This is a genomic window from Elusimicrobium sp. (assembly GCA_015062115.1).
In the GTDB taxonomy this organism is placed as follows: Bacteria; Elusimicrobiota; Elusimicrobia; order Elusimicrobiales; family Elusimicrobiaceae; genus Avelusimicrobium.
In genome coordinates this window covers 72138-86507 of sequence record SUVG01000002.1, presented here as the reverse complement: position 1 = coordinate 86507, position 14370 = coordinate 72138, and the positions used below count along the sequence as shown (strand labels likewise).

15 protein-coding genes are annotated in these 14370 nt (G+C 46.9%); 9 read left to right on the top strand and 6 right to left on the bottom strand.

Annotation, left to right across the window (positions count from 1 at the left end):
• Positions 1–5 precede the first annotated feature (5 nt).
• The gene (lpxB, locus tag E7027_01690) at positions 6–1163 is read right to left on the bottom strand and encodes a lipid-A-disaccharide synthase (GenBank protein ID MBE6420846.1); all 1158 of its coding nucleotides are present in this window, start codon (positions 1161–1163) and stop codon (positions 6–8) included.
• A 160-nt stretch (positions 1164–1323) separates the two neighbouring features.
• Here lpxB and E7027_01685 point away from each other — a divergent pair, with 160 nt between their 5' ends.
• From E7027_01685 to E7027_01675, 3 genes are read left to right on the top strand one after another with little or no spacing between them, the layout of a single operon-like run.
• Complete coding sequence (locus E7027_01685; GenBank protein ID MBE6420845.1) at positions 1324–1782, top strand: nucleoside-diphosphate kinase; 459 nt, start codon at positions 1324–1326, stop codon at positions 1780–1782.
• On the top strand, positions 1783–2640 hold the full coding sequence (locus E7027_01680) for an alpha/beta fold hydrolase (protein ID MBE6420844.1): 858 nt from the start codon (positions 1783–1785) through the stop codon (positions 2638–2640).
• A gap of 21 nt (positions 2641–2661) precedes the next feature.
• Positions 2662–3612 carry a hypothetical protein gene (locus tag E7027_01675; GenBank protein MBE6420843.1) on the top strand — a complete coding sequence of 317 codons (951 nt, stop codon included), beginning with the start codon at positions 2662–2664 and terminating at the stop codon, positions 3610–3612.
• A gap of 65 nt (positions 3613–3677) precedes the next feature.
• Here E7027_01675 and mtaB read toward each other — a convergent pair whose 3' ends face one another.
• The 5 genes from mtaB to hrcA form a co-directional block, all read right to left on the bottom strand.
• Entirely contained in the window at positions 3678–4910 is a 1233-nt protein-coding gene (gene mtaB, locus E7027_01670) for a tRNA (N(6)-L-threonylcarbamoyladenosine(37)-C(2))-methylthiotransferase MtaB (GenBank protein ID MBE6420842.1), read from the bottom strand.
• Positions 4910–5605 carry a 16S rRNA (uracil(1498)-N(3))-methyltransferase gene (locus tag E7027_01665; GenBank protein MBE6420841.1) on the bottom strand — a complete coding sequence of 232 codons (696 nt, stop codon included), beginning with the start codon at positions 5603–5605 and terminating at the stop codon, positions 4910–4912. The genes mtaB and E7027_01665 overlap by 1 nt, the downstream gene beginning before the upstream one ends.
• 100 nt (positions 5606–5705) lie before the next feature.
• Entirely contained in the window at positions 5706–7568 is a 1863-nt protein-coding gene (gene dnaK / locus E7027_01660; GenBank protein MBE6420840.1) for a molecular chaperone DnaK, read from the bottom strand.
• 58 nt (positions 7569–7626) lie between these two features.
• Positions 7627–8202 (bottom strand): nucleotide exchange factor GrpE, encoded by a 576-nt coding sequence (locus E7027_01655; GenBank protein ID MBE6420839.1) that lies wholly within the window; start codon positions 8200–8202, stop codon positions 7627–7629.
• Positions 8195–9292: a heat-inducible transcription repressor HrcA gene (hrcA, locus tag E7027_01650; protein ID MBE6420838.1), complete on the bottom strand. Its 1098-nt coding sequence runs from the start codon at positions 9290–9292 to the stop codon at positions 8195–8197. Before hrcA ends, E7027_01655 begins: the two co-directional genes overlap by 8 nt.
• Before the next feature lie 266 nt (positions 9293–9558).
• Here hrcA and E7027_01645 point away from each other — a divergent pair, with 266 nt between their 5' ends.
• Genes E7027_01645 through E7027_01620 form a run of 6 tightly spaced genes read left to right on the top strand, consistent with a single transcriptional unit; the run spans position 9559 to position 14357 of the window.
• The gene (locus tag E7027_01645; GenBank protein ID MBE6420837.1) at positions 9559–10368 is read left to right on the top strand and encodes a TatD family deoxyribonuclease; all 810 of its coding nucleotides are present in this window, start codon (positions 9559–9561) and stop codon (positions 10366–10368) included.
• Between the two features lie 31 nt (positions 10369–10399).
• The gene (locus E7027_01640) at positions 10400–11305 is read left to right on the top strand and encodes a hypothetical protein (protein MBE6420836.1); all 906 of its coding nucleotides are present in this window, start codon (positions 10400–10402) and stop codon (positions 11303–11305) included.
• Positions 11306–11326: 21 nt separating this feature from the next.
• Positions 11327–12031 (top strand): hypothetical protein, encoded by a 705-nt coding sequence (locus tag E7027_01635; GenBank protein ID MBE6420835.1) that lies wholly within the window; start codon positions 11327–11329, stop codon positions 12029–12031.
• A gap of 52 nt (positions 12032–12083) precedes the next feature.
• Positions 12084–13157 carry a toxin-antitoxin system YwqK family antitoxin gene (locus E7027_01630; protein MBE6420834.1) on the top strand — a complete coding sequence of 358 codons (1074 nt, stop codon included), beginning with the start codon at positions 12084–12086 and terminating at the stop codon, positions 13155–13157.
• Positions 13154–14119 carry a 4-(cytidine 5'-diphospho)-2-C-methyl-D-erythritol kinase gene (ispE, locus tag E7027_01625; GenBank protein ID MBE6420833.1) on the top strand — a complete coding sequence of 322 codons (966 nt, stop codon included), beginning with the start codon at positions 13154–13156 and terminating at the stop codon, positions 14117–14119. The genes E7027_01630 and ispE overlap by 4 nt, the downstream gene beginning before the upstream one ends.
• On the top strand, positions 14046–14357 hold the full coding sequence (locus E7027_01620) for a septation protein SpoVG (protein ID MBE6420832.1): 312 nt from the start codon (positions 14046–14048) through the stop codon (positions 14355–14357). Before ispE ends, E7027_01620 begins: the two co-directional genes overlap by 74 nt.
• The last annotated feature ends 13 nt before the right edge of the window (positions 14358–14370 follow it).

The following is a 14370-nucleotide window of genomic DNA, read 5'->3' as shown; positions in this document are numbered from 1 at the left end:
AATTTTTACCTGTGTGCTAAATCTTGCAAAATATCCGTCGCAGCGCGTTTTGCCACCCCCGGCTCGCCCAAAGAAGCACGCAATTTCAATAATTCCTCGTGCATGGCTTTGAGTTTTTGCGGGTGTTCGAACATATCCTGCACTTCGGCCGCCAAGGCTTGGGCATTGGCTTGGTGTTGGATAAGTTCCTTTACCACGGGCTTATTCCCCGCCAAAATGTTTACCAGCGAAATATACGGCACTTTAATCACCATTTTGGCAATTTGGTAAGTGGGCCAGAACATTTTGTAAGCCACTGCCATGGGAACACCCAAGAGGGCATTTTCCAAGGTGGCCGTGCCGGAACAGGCTAACAAAAAGTCCATTTGGCTGCGCAGTTCGTAATTTTTATCTTTTATAAAATGAAAATTCAGGTGAGGCTCTTCTCCCAGTAAATCTAAAAAGACCCGTTCATCTGCATTAGGCAGTAAAAACATATAAGCCTGTGTATTGGGAAACTTTTGCACGGTTTCTTTGAATGCTTCGTAAAATACAGGAACCAACCGGCTGATTTCCCCCATACGGCTCCCGGGCAAAAGCCCCAATTTCCACGCGTGGTTTTTGGGGTCTGCCACTTCATATGATTTGGAAAGCGGCGCGGGCATAATATCAAGAAGGGGATTTCCTAAAAATACGGCATTTCCACCGCGTTTTTGGTGAAATTCGGGTTCAAAAGGATAGATAACATACATCTTTTCGGTAAGAGCGGCCAATTTTTTGGCACGGTACTGACGGCTGGCCCACACTTGGGGAGTGACATAATAATAGGCCGGAATACAACGCTCCTTGGCCAGTTTCAGCACTTGATGATTAAACCCATAAAAATCTACCACAATAAGCGCAACGGGATGTTGGGTTTCCATATAATCGCGCAACTCGTTGCGAAGACGAATCCACAACGGCATTTTTTTAATGGGCTCCACAAACCCGGTAGCACCTTGCGCGGCTAAATCGAAAAGGAAACGGTCACTCACTTCCTTCATCAAGCGTCCGCCGACGGAAGTAATACAAACTCCGGGCTCGGTTTCCTTCAATGCCCGAATCAACCCGGCCGCGTGCAAATCGCCGGATACATCGCCCGCTACAATAAGAATATTTTTGGAAACAGGTGCAGTTGTGTCCATTTTCCTTCTCCTTTCGCTAAGCCGAACAGGATATGTTTATCTATACAACAAAACAATTCGTTACTTTTTATTATACTTAAATACACGCAAAGGCACACGAAAATTCCTTCGCGTACGAAAATGAGTTTGACACGCTCTGCTATATTGGTATAATGTTTTTATGAGATATATAGAAAGAACCCTTGTTCTTATTAAACCTGATGCTATTGAAAAACGCATCAGCGGTCTTATTTTAGACCGTTTAGATCACCTCGGCCTGCAAATGACCGGGGCCAAGGTAGTTTCGCTTACCGAAGAGTTGGCGCGCGCCCATTACAAAAACTTAGAAGGCAAACCCTTCTTAGATGAAGTTATCCAATACATGATGGGTGAATTCAACAATGTGCCGAACCATAAAATTTATGCCTTCGTGTTCCAAGGCGAAAACGCCATTGCCAAAATCCGTCAGGAAATCGGCAGCACCAACCCGGAAAAAGCCGCTCCGTGGACAATCCGCGGCAGTTTCGGCCGCTTTATCGGCGATGTAATGCAAAACTGCGTGCACGCCTCCGGTTCTCCGGAAGATGCCGAAAAAGAAATTGCACTTTGGTTTAGACCCGAAGAGGTGTTGGACTGCTAGATGTTCAACCGTTTGCTTAAATTTTCCGCGCCGTTTTGCTTGGCATTTTTTGCCTCTCTTCCGCTTTTCGGCGCGGAAGAAGTTATTTCCCTTTCCACGCAGGACGGATGGATACTATCCGCCCTCTATTCTCCCGCACAAGAAAACAACCGTACCGTCGTGTTATTGCACGATTTAGGTAAAAATAAAGAACAATTTTCCACTTTTAAGAACGCCCTTGCCAAAGAAGGCTTTGGCTATTTGGCTTTAGACTTAAGAGGCCACGGGCAAAGCACCAATAAAGAAGATTACCGCAAATTCGCCCGCGAAGGGGTGGATAACCAATTTAACAAAATGACCCGCGATGTGGACGCGGCACTTTCCTTTTTAGACAAAAAAAGAGTTCCGGCCGCAAGCATTGTTGTGTTAGGCGCGGGGTTAGGTGCCAATGTGGCTGCCAAAAGCATGACCTTTTGGCCCGACACTGCGCTACTGGCCCTCATCAGCCCCACTACCAACAACCGCGCGGTACTTTCTATTCCTGCCATGCGGCTTTATAAGGGCAACACTTTAATCGCCGCCGGGGCCGCGGATAAAAAAATGTTTTTGGAAGCCAGCGTGCTTCGCAATGTGGCTTTTTTAACGGCAGGCGAAGGCAAAGTTACCTTTTTGACCGCCTACGATTTAACTTCTCATGAAATGTTGGATAAGTATTTAATTCCGTCTCTTTTGCAATGGCTGAAAACTCCGCAAAAGCCGGAACTCCTTCCGGACGAAACGGAAGATGCTTCCGCCGAAATGACGGAAACCGAAGGGGTTATGGTTGCCCCTTCCGACACGGAAGAATCTCTCTTTCCGTCCGTACTTGAAAATTTATAGCGCATTTTCCAGGAGAAAAAAATGAAACCAGCGCGTATTGTTTTTCCCGGTTTTTGGTTTGGCGAAAGCAGTTTGCAAGAAGCCGAAGATTTAGCCCGTCGCGGCGTAGGCGGTTTTTGCGTTTATGGCGGAACAGCCCAAGAAACGCTCGACTTTACCCGCCGCATGAGCGAAATATCCCCTTACGATGAATTATTGTTCTGCGCCGATATCGCGGAAGATTTAAGCGAAATTATTACCGATGCGCCTTCCCTGCCGCTTAATAACTCTCTTTCTTCCTTTCCCAGCCCGCAAGACGCGGCCTACAAAAAAGGCAATTTAATTGCCCGTATGGCCCGCGCGGCAGGGCTCGATTGGGTGTTGGCTCCCGTGATTGACTTGGGCTATTCCTCCCCCGCTTTTAGCGATGTCCCGTTAACTGTTACGCATTTGGCCGGTGATTTTATCGCCGGGTTATCCAACGGCGGCGCGCTTAACTGCATCAAGTATTTCCCGGGAGTTTCGGGTGTACTGAAAACTTTGGCGCAAATGGAAGATGCGGAATTTGTACCCTACAAACACATTTTCCGCCGGGCCGATGCCATTATGCCTTCGGATATGATTTTCCCCAACATTGATAATGATAGCCAGGCCATGCTGTCGGACAAAATGATTAAGGGCCTTTTGAAAAAACGCCTTAACTATAAAGGGTGCGTAATCAGTTTTCCTCTTTTCAAGGGCAGGGTTCGCTACGAGGAAGCCAGCGCAGTAAAAATGTTGCATTGCGGAGTTGAAAATATCTTGGCTCCCAAAAATGCGCAAACCGTGATTGATGCCGTAGAACGCGAAGCCGACAGAGGGCTTTTGTTGGACGAAATAATTCACTCCATCTCCAACCACGAATTATTTATTAGCCGCGTGGTAAATGCCGGCCCGGAACCGATGAATCTAAAAGACGCGTTTGATATGGCCGGGGCCAGTTTTACAAAATAACAAAACCCATAAAAAATAAAAACGGACGAGTTTTGGCTCGTCCGTTTTTGATGTGATATTCTAATCTATAAAACTTCCGCGAAACACAACGGCCCTTCCGCACGGGTGATGCGAACCCGCACCAAGCCGCGGGTAGGGATATTTTCCCCTTCCAACACCACTTGCTGAAAGTTGCCACTAATACCGTGAGGCAAACCGTCCTTGCGTTCTTCCATAAACACTGTTTGTTCCGTTCCTACAAGAGAGGCGGCAAACCGCGCGCGCAGTTTTTTATCCAAGTCGCGCAAGCGTTCGGCACGGCGTTTGATTTCCTGCAAGGGAAGTTGCGGTAAAAGAGCCGCTTTGGTACCGGGCCGCGGAGAATAACTAAACACATGCAACCCCGCCAAACAATTTTCTTCGATAAAAGAATAAGTTTCTTCGAAATCGGCTTCCGTTTCCGTGGGATAGCCCGCTATCACATCGGCAAAAATGCCTATATGAGGTACCCGGGCGCGTAAATCTTCCACGCGGGCCCGATAGGCTTTTGTATCATAGTGGCGGTTCATATCCCGCAGTACTTTGTCGCACCCGGCTTGTAAAGGCAAATGGAAGTAATTGCAAAAACGATGCGGATAAGCGGCCATCGCGCGCACGACACCCTCGGTTACCGTTTGAAGTTCAATAGAGGAAAAACGAATCCTGAAATTTCCGGGCAAACGGGCAATTTCTTCGCAAAGGGCGGCCAAATCCGCACCGCTTTGGGGACAAAGATAATTGCCGATGTTAATGCCCGTCAGCACAACTTCCGCAAAACCTTTTTCTTCCAAGGTTTTAATCTCGCTCAATACATCTTGCAACGGTTTGGATCGTTTTATGTTCCGCGCAAACGGAACAATACAATACGAACAGAAACAATCACACCCGTCTTGTATTTTGATAAAAGCACGGCTGTGCCCTTCATGGCCGGAAACCGTCCAGCATACATCTTCGGTATTAAACAGGGCTTTGCCCAAATCGTACTTACCAACAATTTCGGCTTGGGGGAATTTTTCCTTTACCGACCGGCTATGTGCCGCAGCATAACAACCCGTAAGTACCAAACGCGCCTTCGGGTTGCGGCGCAAAATTTGACGGATTTGCTTTTCCACATCTTTATCGGCTTGATGCGTAACGGTACAAGTGTTTAGCACACAAATATCAGCCGTTTCAAAGGAATCGGCCACTGCCATACCCGAACGCAAAAACTGTTCCAAAATGGCTTGGCTTTCCACTTGGTTAACGCGACAACCGAAAGTTTTAATAAAAAAAGTAGTCATTATAAAAGTTTAGCCGCTGCGGCAATACAGGCCGTTTCGGCACGCAAAATGTTTACACCCAAAGTAACGGGCAAAATGCGGTATTCTGCCGCCAAAGAGATTTCTTCTTCCGTCCAACCGCCGGCAGGCCCCACAAATACACGCACGGCTTGCGGGTTGCCGAGTTGTTCCATACCCCAAGCAAGCGTATGGGTTTGTTCGGCTTCGTAAGTAATTAAAGAAGGTTTTTGTTCAGCCAATACCTGCGTAAATTTAGCAGGAGGCAAAATCTGCGGCACAAAAGGAGTGTTGCATTGTTTACAGGCAGAAATCATAATTTGATGCCAGCGGTCGTTTTTCCCGTCCCATTTTTTCAGCACATCATATTCGCTTCTTTCCGTGATAATCGGGCGGAAGAAAGAAACCCCGAGTTGGGTGCCCTTATCAAGCACTTCCTCCAACCCTACGCGGGAATTGGGAGCAAAACAAAGTTCTAACGAAAGCGGCACACGGCGCACTTCGCACGGGGCAAGCAAAGTACCGCGTACGAATTTCTTTTGGACGCGGTCTATTCGGCCCATGTATTGACGGCCTTTACCGTCAAACACGCGGATTTCGTCCCCTTCTTTGCGGCGGGCAACGCTGGTGGCGTGGTGGGCTTCTTCGTCCATTAAGAAAAATTCGGTTTCTTTGATATCTGCTAAATATTGGGGCATATTTATATTTTACTTTTTTAAGAGAAAACGCGGAAGATACCCAACAAAAAAGAGCAGAAACAAACCAGTCTCTGCTCTTTTTATAAGTGCGGGTAAGAACTTATTTATCAACCACTTCGGCTTCTACCACATCATCTTTACCGCCGTTATTGGCCGCACCGGCTTGGGCAGCATCGGCACCCGGTTGGGCCCCGGCCGCACCGGCGGCACCTTGTTGGGCTTTGTACATGGCTTCGCCTAATTTTTGGCTGGCTTGCAAAGCCGCATCGGTGGCGGATTTGATTTTGGCGGCATCGTCGGTTTTCAAAGCATCGCGCAAGTCGTTAAGGGCTTGGTCGATTTTACCGCGTTCCTCTTGGGATACTTTATCGCCGTATTCTTTGAGGGCTTTTTCCGTTTGGAAAAGCACGCTGTCGCCTTGGTTTTTGGCTTCAATGATTTCTTTTTGTTTTTTATCTTCTTCGGCAAACTTTTCGGCTTCTTTGACGAATTTATCTACTTCGGCATCGCTGAGTTTGTTGGAAGAAGTAATGGTGATATGTTGTTCTTTATTGGTGCCCAAGTCTTTAGCGGAAACATTTAAGATACCGTTGGCATCAATATCAAACGTTACTTCAATTTGCGGCACACCGCGCGGAGCCGGCGGGATACCGTCCAAGTCAAATTTACCGAGCGGCACATTGTCTTTAGCCATGGGGCGTTCCCCTTGCAAGACATTGATGGTTACCGCGGGTTGGTTGTCCGAAGCGGTAGAAAATACTTGCGTTTTGCGCACCGGAATCGTGGTGTTGCGTTCAATCAGGCGAGTGCACACGCCGCCCAAGGTTTCCAAACCTAAGGAAAGCGGGGTTACGTCCAACAGAAGCACATCTTTCACTTCCCCGGTCAAAATACCGGCTTGTACGGCCGCACCGATAGACACGCATTCCATCGGGTCAATACCGCGTTCAATTTTTTTACCGACCAAATCTTCCACATATTTTTGCACAATCGGCATGCGGGTAGGGCCGCCGACCAAGATGATGCGGTCGATTTGGGAAGCGCTTAAGGAAGCATCGGACAAGGCTTGATTGACCGATTTACCGCAGCGTTTAACAATGTCGTCCACCAAGTTTTCCAATTTGGCACGAGACAAACGAAGTTCCAAGTGTTTCGGGCCGTCTTCCCCTACGGAAAGGTAAGGCAAGTTAATATCGGTTTCCATGGTGGTGGAAAGTTCGATTTTGGCCTTTTCGGCGGCGTCTTTCAAGCGTTGAGCGGCTTGTTTGTCGTTGGTCAAATCGATACCGGTTTGTTTGCGGAATTCGTCAATCATCCAAGAAATGATGGCATTGTCCATATCCGTACCGCCCAGTTGCGTATCCCCGGAGGTGGAAAGCACATCAAAGGTACCTTCTTTTCCCATTTCCATGATGGTTACGTCCAAAGTACCGCCACCCAAGTCGAAAACGAGAACTTTTTGTTCTTTACCGGCTTTGTCGATACCGAAGGCCAACGCGGCGGCGGTCGGTTCGTTTACCAAGCGCACCACTTCGAGCCCGGCGATGCGGCCGGCATCTTTGGTGGCCTGGCGTTGGTTATCGTTAAAATAAGCAGGCACCGTGATAACGGCTTTTTCTACCGTTTCGCCCAAAAAGGCTTCGGCGTCTTTTTTTACTTTTTGCAAGACAAACGCGGAAAGTTGTTGAGGCGTAAATTCCTGACCGCGCAAGTTAAATTTGTAGTTTTCCCCCATTTTGCGTTTGAAGGCGGTTACAGTGCCTTCGGGGTTGGCGATGGCCTGACGGCGAGCCGGTTCCCCTACGAGGCGTTGCCCGTCTTTCGTAAACGCAACATAAGACGGAAAAGCTTTTCCGCCGATAGAACTTCCTTCGGCAGAGGGAATAATCGTTCCTCTACCGCCTTCCATAACGGCGGCAGCCGTGTTAGAAGTTCCTAAGTCAATACCAATAATTTTAGCCATACTTTTTTCTCCTTTAAGTTAAATCTCGGTTTACCCCACCTAAATTGTAGAAAGGGTATTACCCTTCCGTATGTTGCCCCACCAGCACGCGTGCCGGGCGCAACACTTTGCCGTCCAACAAGAAACCCATTTGCACTTCTTGCAAAACCAGACCGTCTTGTTCGGCAGAAGCAGGCACCATGGCCATTACTTCCTGTGTATCGGGATCGTACGGTTTATTGAGCACGTCCATGCGTTCAATCCCTTCGGATTTGAAGGCTTTTTCCATTTCCGTAACGATCATGCGAAAGCCCGCTTGAAAATTTTTCAATTCTTCGGCGCAAGTGCCTTCGGCGTCTTTTTTCTCCAACAATTCCTGTTGGCGCAAAAGAACTTCATAAGAAGGCAACAGTTTTTCGGCCAGTTGTTTTTTGCCATAGGCCAAAAAAGATGCCTTTTCGCGTTCGGTGCGTTTGCGGTAATTGTCAAAATCCGCACTTAAACGGAGCAACTGGTCGTAATAATCGGGCTTTTTTTCTTCAGCAGGCACTTCTTCCGGTTTTACTTCCGGTTCTTCCGCTTTCGGTAAATCCTGCTGTTCCAGTTCCGTTTCGGCGGCTTGTTCCGCCGGTTTATGTTGATGTTTCTTACTCATAATCTTCTTCGTCCCCCAAAGGCAGGGCCGTCCAATTTTGCATGGAAGTTTCAAGCAGACTGCCGATAAAATTGACTAACGACATTACCCTTGTGTATTCCATGTGTTTCGGGCCGATAATACCAATCATCCCTACCGTTTTATCCCCCACTCGGCATGCAGTAGAAACGATGCTTAAGTTTTTAAGTTCTTTCAGTTCGTTTTCACTGCCGATGCTGACATTGAGCCTTTTATTAGACCGTTCCATATCCGTCATTTTTTCGCTTAACATCGAAGAAAAACGGTCGCGTTCTTCTACCACACGCATCATTTGCTTCAAATCTTCGTAATCTTCTTCCGTGGTGTTTTCCAACAGACGGCCGAGCCCTTCCACATACAGTTCGTTATCACCTTGCGGACGCTCCATATCTTTTAATACTTGGGTAGCCAAGTCCGCCACGCCGGCCAGTTCTTGGTGGCCGGAGTGAACATGAGCCCACAAAATACGGCGCGCTTCGGCCAAAGTAAGGCCGGTAATCTCTTCGTTAATAAAACGGCTTAAAATGCGCAAGCGGGAGGGCTCTATCACATACCCGGTGCGTACGGGCCAATGGCGCACCGCGCCGGACTCGGTAACCAAAATAGCCAAAATCATGCCGGGAGCCAACGGAATAAAATCAAGCCGTTGCACCCGTTGTTCCTGTACATTAGAGGTATAGACAAACCCCGCCGCGCCGGAAAGCATGGCCAACAAACGCGAAGTTTGCACCAGCATATTATCCACTTCGTTTACGCGGGCATCATATTGTTCTTCAATGCGTTGGCGTTCTTGCGCGGCCATTTTTTGTACATTGGCCAAATAATCTACATAATAGCGGTAGGCTTTATCCGTAGGGATACGTCCGCCGGAAGTATGCGGTTGATAGAGGTAGCCTTCTTCTTCCAGTTCCTTCATGATATTGCGCACCGTAGCACTGGATACATCTTGCAGGGCAGAGGTGGCAATCATTTGCGAGCCGACAGGACGGCGGGTTTCCACAAACTGCTGAACCACCCACCTCAAAATTTTTTCTTTACGCGCTTTGGCGACTTCCGGTTTTAGGATTCTCATAATTTTTGTCCCGTATTTCTTCGAAAAAAGGCTTTTTATTTTAGCACTCTAAAAAACCCTCTGCTAAAATTATATGCAATTCTGTTATTCTTGTCAACCCCTTTTCAAGACTGCTAATTTTGAAACTCTTTTCTTCTTGCCCTCTTCCTTCGAGTATTGCAGAAAAAAACAAACTCCTGCAAACTGTTTTTTGGATTAGAAAAGAAAAGCTAAAATCAAAAATTCGTTTTAATGCAAGGGAACACCAAAAAAGATAAAATATAAATATGCAATTTATTGATTCTCACGCCCACTTAAACGACCCCGCTTTTGACCAAGACCGGGATACCTTAATCACGCAAGCACTTCCGCAAGCCGGGGTGATTCAAAGTATTGAAATCGGCTGCGCACCCGAAGAGTGGAAACAGGCTTTGGCTTTAGCCGAAAAATTTCCGCAACAAATCTATGCGGTTTTGGGGGTTCACCCCGAATACGCCCCTTTGCTTACCGAAGCGGGCCTGCAAGAATTAAGCACCCTTGTTTCGCATAAAAAAAATTTGGCGGTGGGCGAAATCGGCCTGGATTATACCTGCCTGGATATTGCCGGGAAAGATTTACAACAACAAGTTTTCAGCCAACTGCTTTCTTTGGCCAATCACACAAATAAGCCCGTGGTTCTTCATGTCCGCCGAGAAGGGGAAGATTATGCCGCTTACACGGACACTTTCCAGACGCTTAAACACGGGTGGACTCCTTCCACCTCTACCGCGCACCCGGGGGTGTTACATTGTTTTTGCGCCCGGTACGAAGAAGCCAAACAGGCTTTGGACATGGGGTTATTACTCGGTATCAACGGTTGTTTTTCGTATAAGAAAAACGAATATATCCGCGAAGCCGTCAAAAAAGCGGGCGCGGACAAAATTATTTTGGAAACGGACTGTCCGTACCTTTCCCCTCAGGGAAAACGCGGCAAACGCAACGACCCGTCCAATATACCCTTGATTGCTCAATTTGTGGCAGACTACCTGGATATGCCGCTGGCGGAACTGGCGGAAATTACCACGCGTAATGCCCACGCATTGTACGGAACTTATTAAATTTGTTATAGTGGGGAAAAGGGGTGTTTATATGATGAAAAAATATTTTCTGTTTTTAAGTGTTATCGCTGTACTTTGCTGTGGTTGTACATCCAAAGAACAGGATCAAAAAATTAAATTATTTTGGCTGCAACAGTTTGCCGGTGTAAGCATGAAAGCCCTTGCCCACTCGGATAAATTAGCCGCACTACAACCTCAACAACTTGGGAAAAATACCAAGCTGTCAGCCGCTCAATCTCCCGACCTTGCTAATCTGAAACCGGCCACCCCGTTACCGGCCATGCTGTTTGTCAGTCCTCACTGTGGACGTTGCCAACGCTTGAAAAAAGATGGTTGGGCCCAAAAATTTAAAGAGCAATACAGTGGAAAAGTTGCTTTAACAGAATATGACTTATCTGTACCCAAAAATGAAGAATTATTGCACGATATGATGCGAAAACACAAAATGCAACGCATCAATTATCCGGCTTTCTTCATCGGATCCTCTGTGGCGCAAGGCTACCCCTTAGATCAAAAAGCACAACAAATTACGAAAAAAGAATTGGCTGCCTTTGTACGGAAGAATCCTGCCGTTCCTCAAAAACCCTTACCGCAAATTATAGAAGTAACCATGGAGTCCGATGAAATCAAAGGTGTTGCTCCGCAAGCCGATTTAGCCCGCATGAAACGCGCTCTCAGCGCCGTGCAACTGGCCAATCAAAAAACCTTAACCGATATCGGTACCACTTTCGGCGAAACGGTGAAAAACAAAGCGTTGATGATTACCACCGCCACCGAACGGAAACTGAAACAAGAAGCCTCCGTTTCTGCTACGTTTACCGATTATTTGACTAAGCAACGCGAACTGTTAACCGAACAAAACAAACAACTCAACCAATTGATGACGCAAAACGCCAAAAATATCCGCAATATCAACACGCGCTCCAACTCGCTGTAACGGAAGCGTTAGGAAAAGGTCATGAGCCGATTCAAAATCATCTTGGGCTTTGTATTACTCGGCATTTCGCTTCACTTCTTTGCGAATTCGTTGCGTTTCGGCCTGCAACTCACGCAAAATATCGGTGTACAGTACGCTACACAAAATACCGGACGGGTTTATCAAGTTCCCCAACCGAAAATTCAAACGGAAAATTTGTGGAAATCGGTTAAAAAACAACTTAAAAAGTTTTCTCCTAAAGAAAAAAATGTAAAACTTATTACGATTCCTTACGAAACCCGCCCAGCCAAGCCCGTTCCTTCGGCCGAGCCGAAAAACTCCGCCTCTTTTTTACAAATTACACTGGAAGAGCTTCGCCCCCCCTTAAAGAATAAAGCACTCGGCCCCGAAGCCAGCGCACGCCTGGACGCTTTCCTCAACCAACGGCGTATGCGCAACGCCGATTTGGCTAACGAAACGGAACCCCTTTTCGGGGCAAGAGCCAAGCGCGAAGTGATGCGGGTGTTGGTTGACGATGAAAAAGAATCTTACAAAAATGCGCGCGAAAGTAAATCGGCCGAAGAATTTGCCGCTCGCCAAAACAAAACCGACGACAAAACCAACAAAAAATTACACGAGATTTTTGAACGGCACAAAAAACTTTTTAACCGCCGTCTTACCGAAAATACCCCGGCATGGAATCGGTTTTTCAGGCAGGTAAACGATTTCCAAAAAGCAGGGAATTAAAAACTTTCACCCTAAAAGTATTGTAAAATTACTTCAATAACAGAGGAATTTTATGAAAGAAAAAATAATTTGTATCATTTCCCCCACCGGACGCACTTATTACAAAGCCCTTCCCTTGGCAAAAGAATTTTTGGATAAGGAACAAAATGTTATCAATACCTCCGGCAAAATTCCCGACGGAGAAATAACCGAATACCAGGTTTCTTCCGCCACAATAAAAAACTTAATCAACGGGAAATTAAACGGGAAATTAGAAGTGCAAAACCTCGCCGACGGTTCGGTTTCTTTCAGTGAAGAATACAAAGACGGGCACCTGATACAAATTACCGAACGCCACTCCACCAAAATTCTCTCTAAATCGGAAACCAAGCCCGAAGCACATTACCCCGGCACGGTGTTAAAAAGCACCAAAAGTTCCAACTCCTTTTATATCAACGGCAAGGAAGTAGCCGAGGAAACGATTTCTTCCAACGGGGCATCTTTGGAAGTATTGGGTGTAATTCCGGACGGAGAAGTAAAAGAATTTGACGAAAACGGCCAAATCAAAACCGAGGCACACTATAAAAATAATAAATTAAACGGCGAAATGCGCCGCTTTTCCGATAACGGGGATATCCTCAGCCAAGAACAATACAAAGACGGCTTATTAAACGGAAAGGCCGAGTATTTAACCTACACCAAAGAAGGGGTAGTGGTATCCAAATGCACATACAAAAATGCACGCTTGGAAGGAGAAAGAACGGTTAGCGTAAAAGGAGCCCCAAAAGGACGGTTCTTGATAAAAGAACATTACCAAAACGGAAAATTACACGGCGAACGAAAAACCTTTTATGCCGACGGGGAAGTGGAAACCCGGGAACATTTTGAAGAAGGAAAACTGCACGGAGAACGGGAAATTTTCTTCCCTACGGGAGAAATTTGGTATCGCGAGAATTACAATAACGGTAAATTGGACGGCGAACGCTTATCCTACTCTCCTAACGGGAAAGTCCACTTGGAAGAATTTTATACGGACGGCTTGCTGGAAGGCCGGCGGCGTGTATTCTCCGAAACCGGAGAGTTGCTCGCCTGCGAAGAATACCACTGGGGTGCCCTGGTGCATAACACGGAAAGGAATAATCTATGAAAGTAGAACGCTTTTGTCCTGCAAAGGTAAATTTATTTTTGGAAGTAACGGGAAAACTGCCTAACGGATACCACGAACTGGCTACTTTGTTTGCCAAAATCAACATCGGCGACTCCTTAACTCTGGAAGCCGAACCCGCCGCAGAAACCACGCTGGCTCTAACGCTGACGGGCCCCGTGGGCAAGATGCTAAAAGCAGATGAAAGCAATTTGGTTTGCCGCGCGGCCCGCGCTTTTTTGGAGCATTTTAACTTGCAGGCCCGCATCAATATGGTTCTTGATAAACACACCCCCACCGGGGCCGGGCTTGGCGGCGGATCTTCGGACGCGGCCGGCGTTTTGCTGGCTCTTTGCGAAATTTTTAAGAAAGATAAAAACGAACTCTTGCCCGCGGCGGCTAAACTGGGCGCAGATGTACCGCTCTTTATGTATGAAGATACCTTTTTGAAAGGGGAAGGCATCGGCGAAAAATTAACCCCGGTGCCCGCAGGGGAAACCTTGCCCTACTTGGTATTGGCCTACCCCAATACGGTAGTACCCACTAAAGGGGTTTTTGCCCGTTTGACCTTGCCGGGAAAAGAGGAAGTGTTGACAAATCTTTCCAAATTAGATAAACTAATAACAGACATAAGATGCGCCAGACCCCTGGCCGGGTGGAAACACCTGTTGTTCAACCGGCTGGAGGAATGTGTTGTTCCTTTTACAAACTCTGTAAGAAATGTACTGCTCGATTTGAAAAAGACAAATGCCGATGCAGTCCTGATGTCCGGTTCCGGTTCCACAGTTTTTGCTTTGGTTGAAACTGAGGAAGATGCAAAGAAATTAGTAAAGAATTTGCAAAATACGGAACGAACAGTGTTCTTTACGACATTTCACAGGAGTTTGACTGATGAAAATCACGGAGATAAGGATTCATCTTATGGGAGAGGATCGCCTGAAGGCATTTGCCAGCGCAACATTTGACGATTCTTTCGTTGTAAGAAACATGAAGGTAGTGGAAGGAACGAAGGGCGTTTTTCTGTGTATGCCTTCCCGGAAATTACCGGACGGAACTCATAAAGACATGGTTCACCCAGTCAATCAAGAGTTTCGGGAGTACCTAGAGGAAAGCATTTTGAAAGCCTATCGGCAAGAATTGCTAAAGAATCCTCAAGGGCCAGAGAAAAACATCAGTTCCACAGAAGCACATGAAGTAAAGTAGTATTCAGCACAGC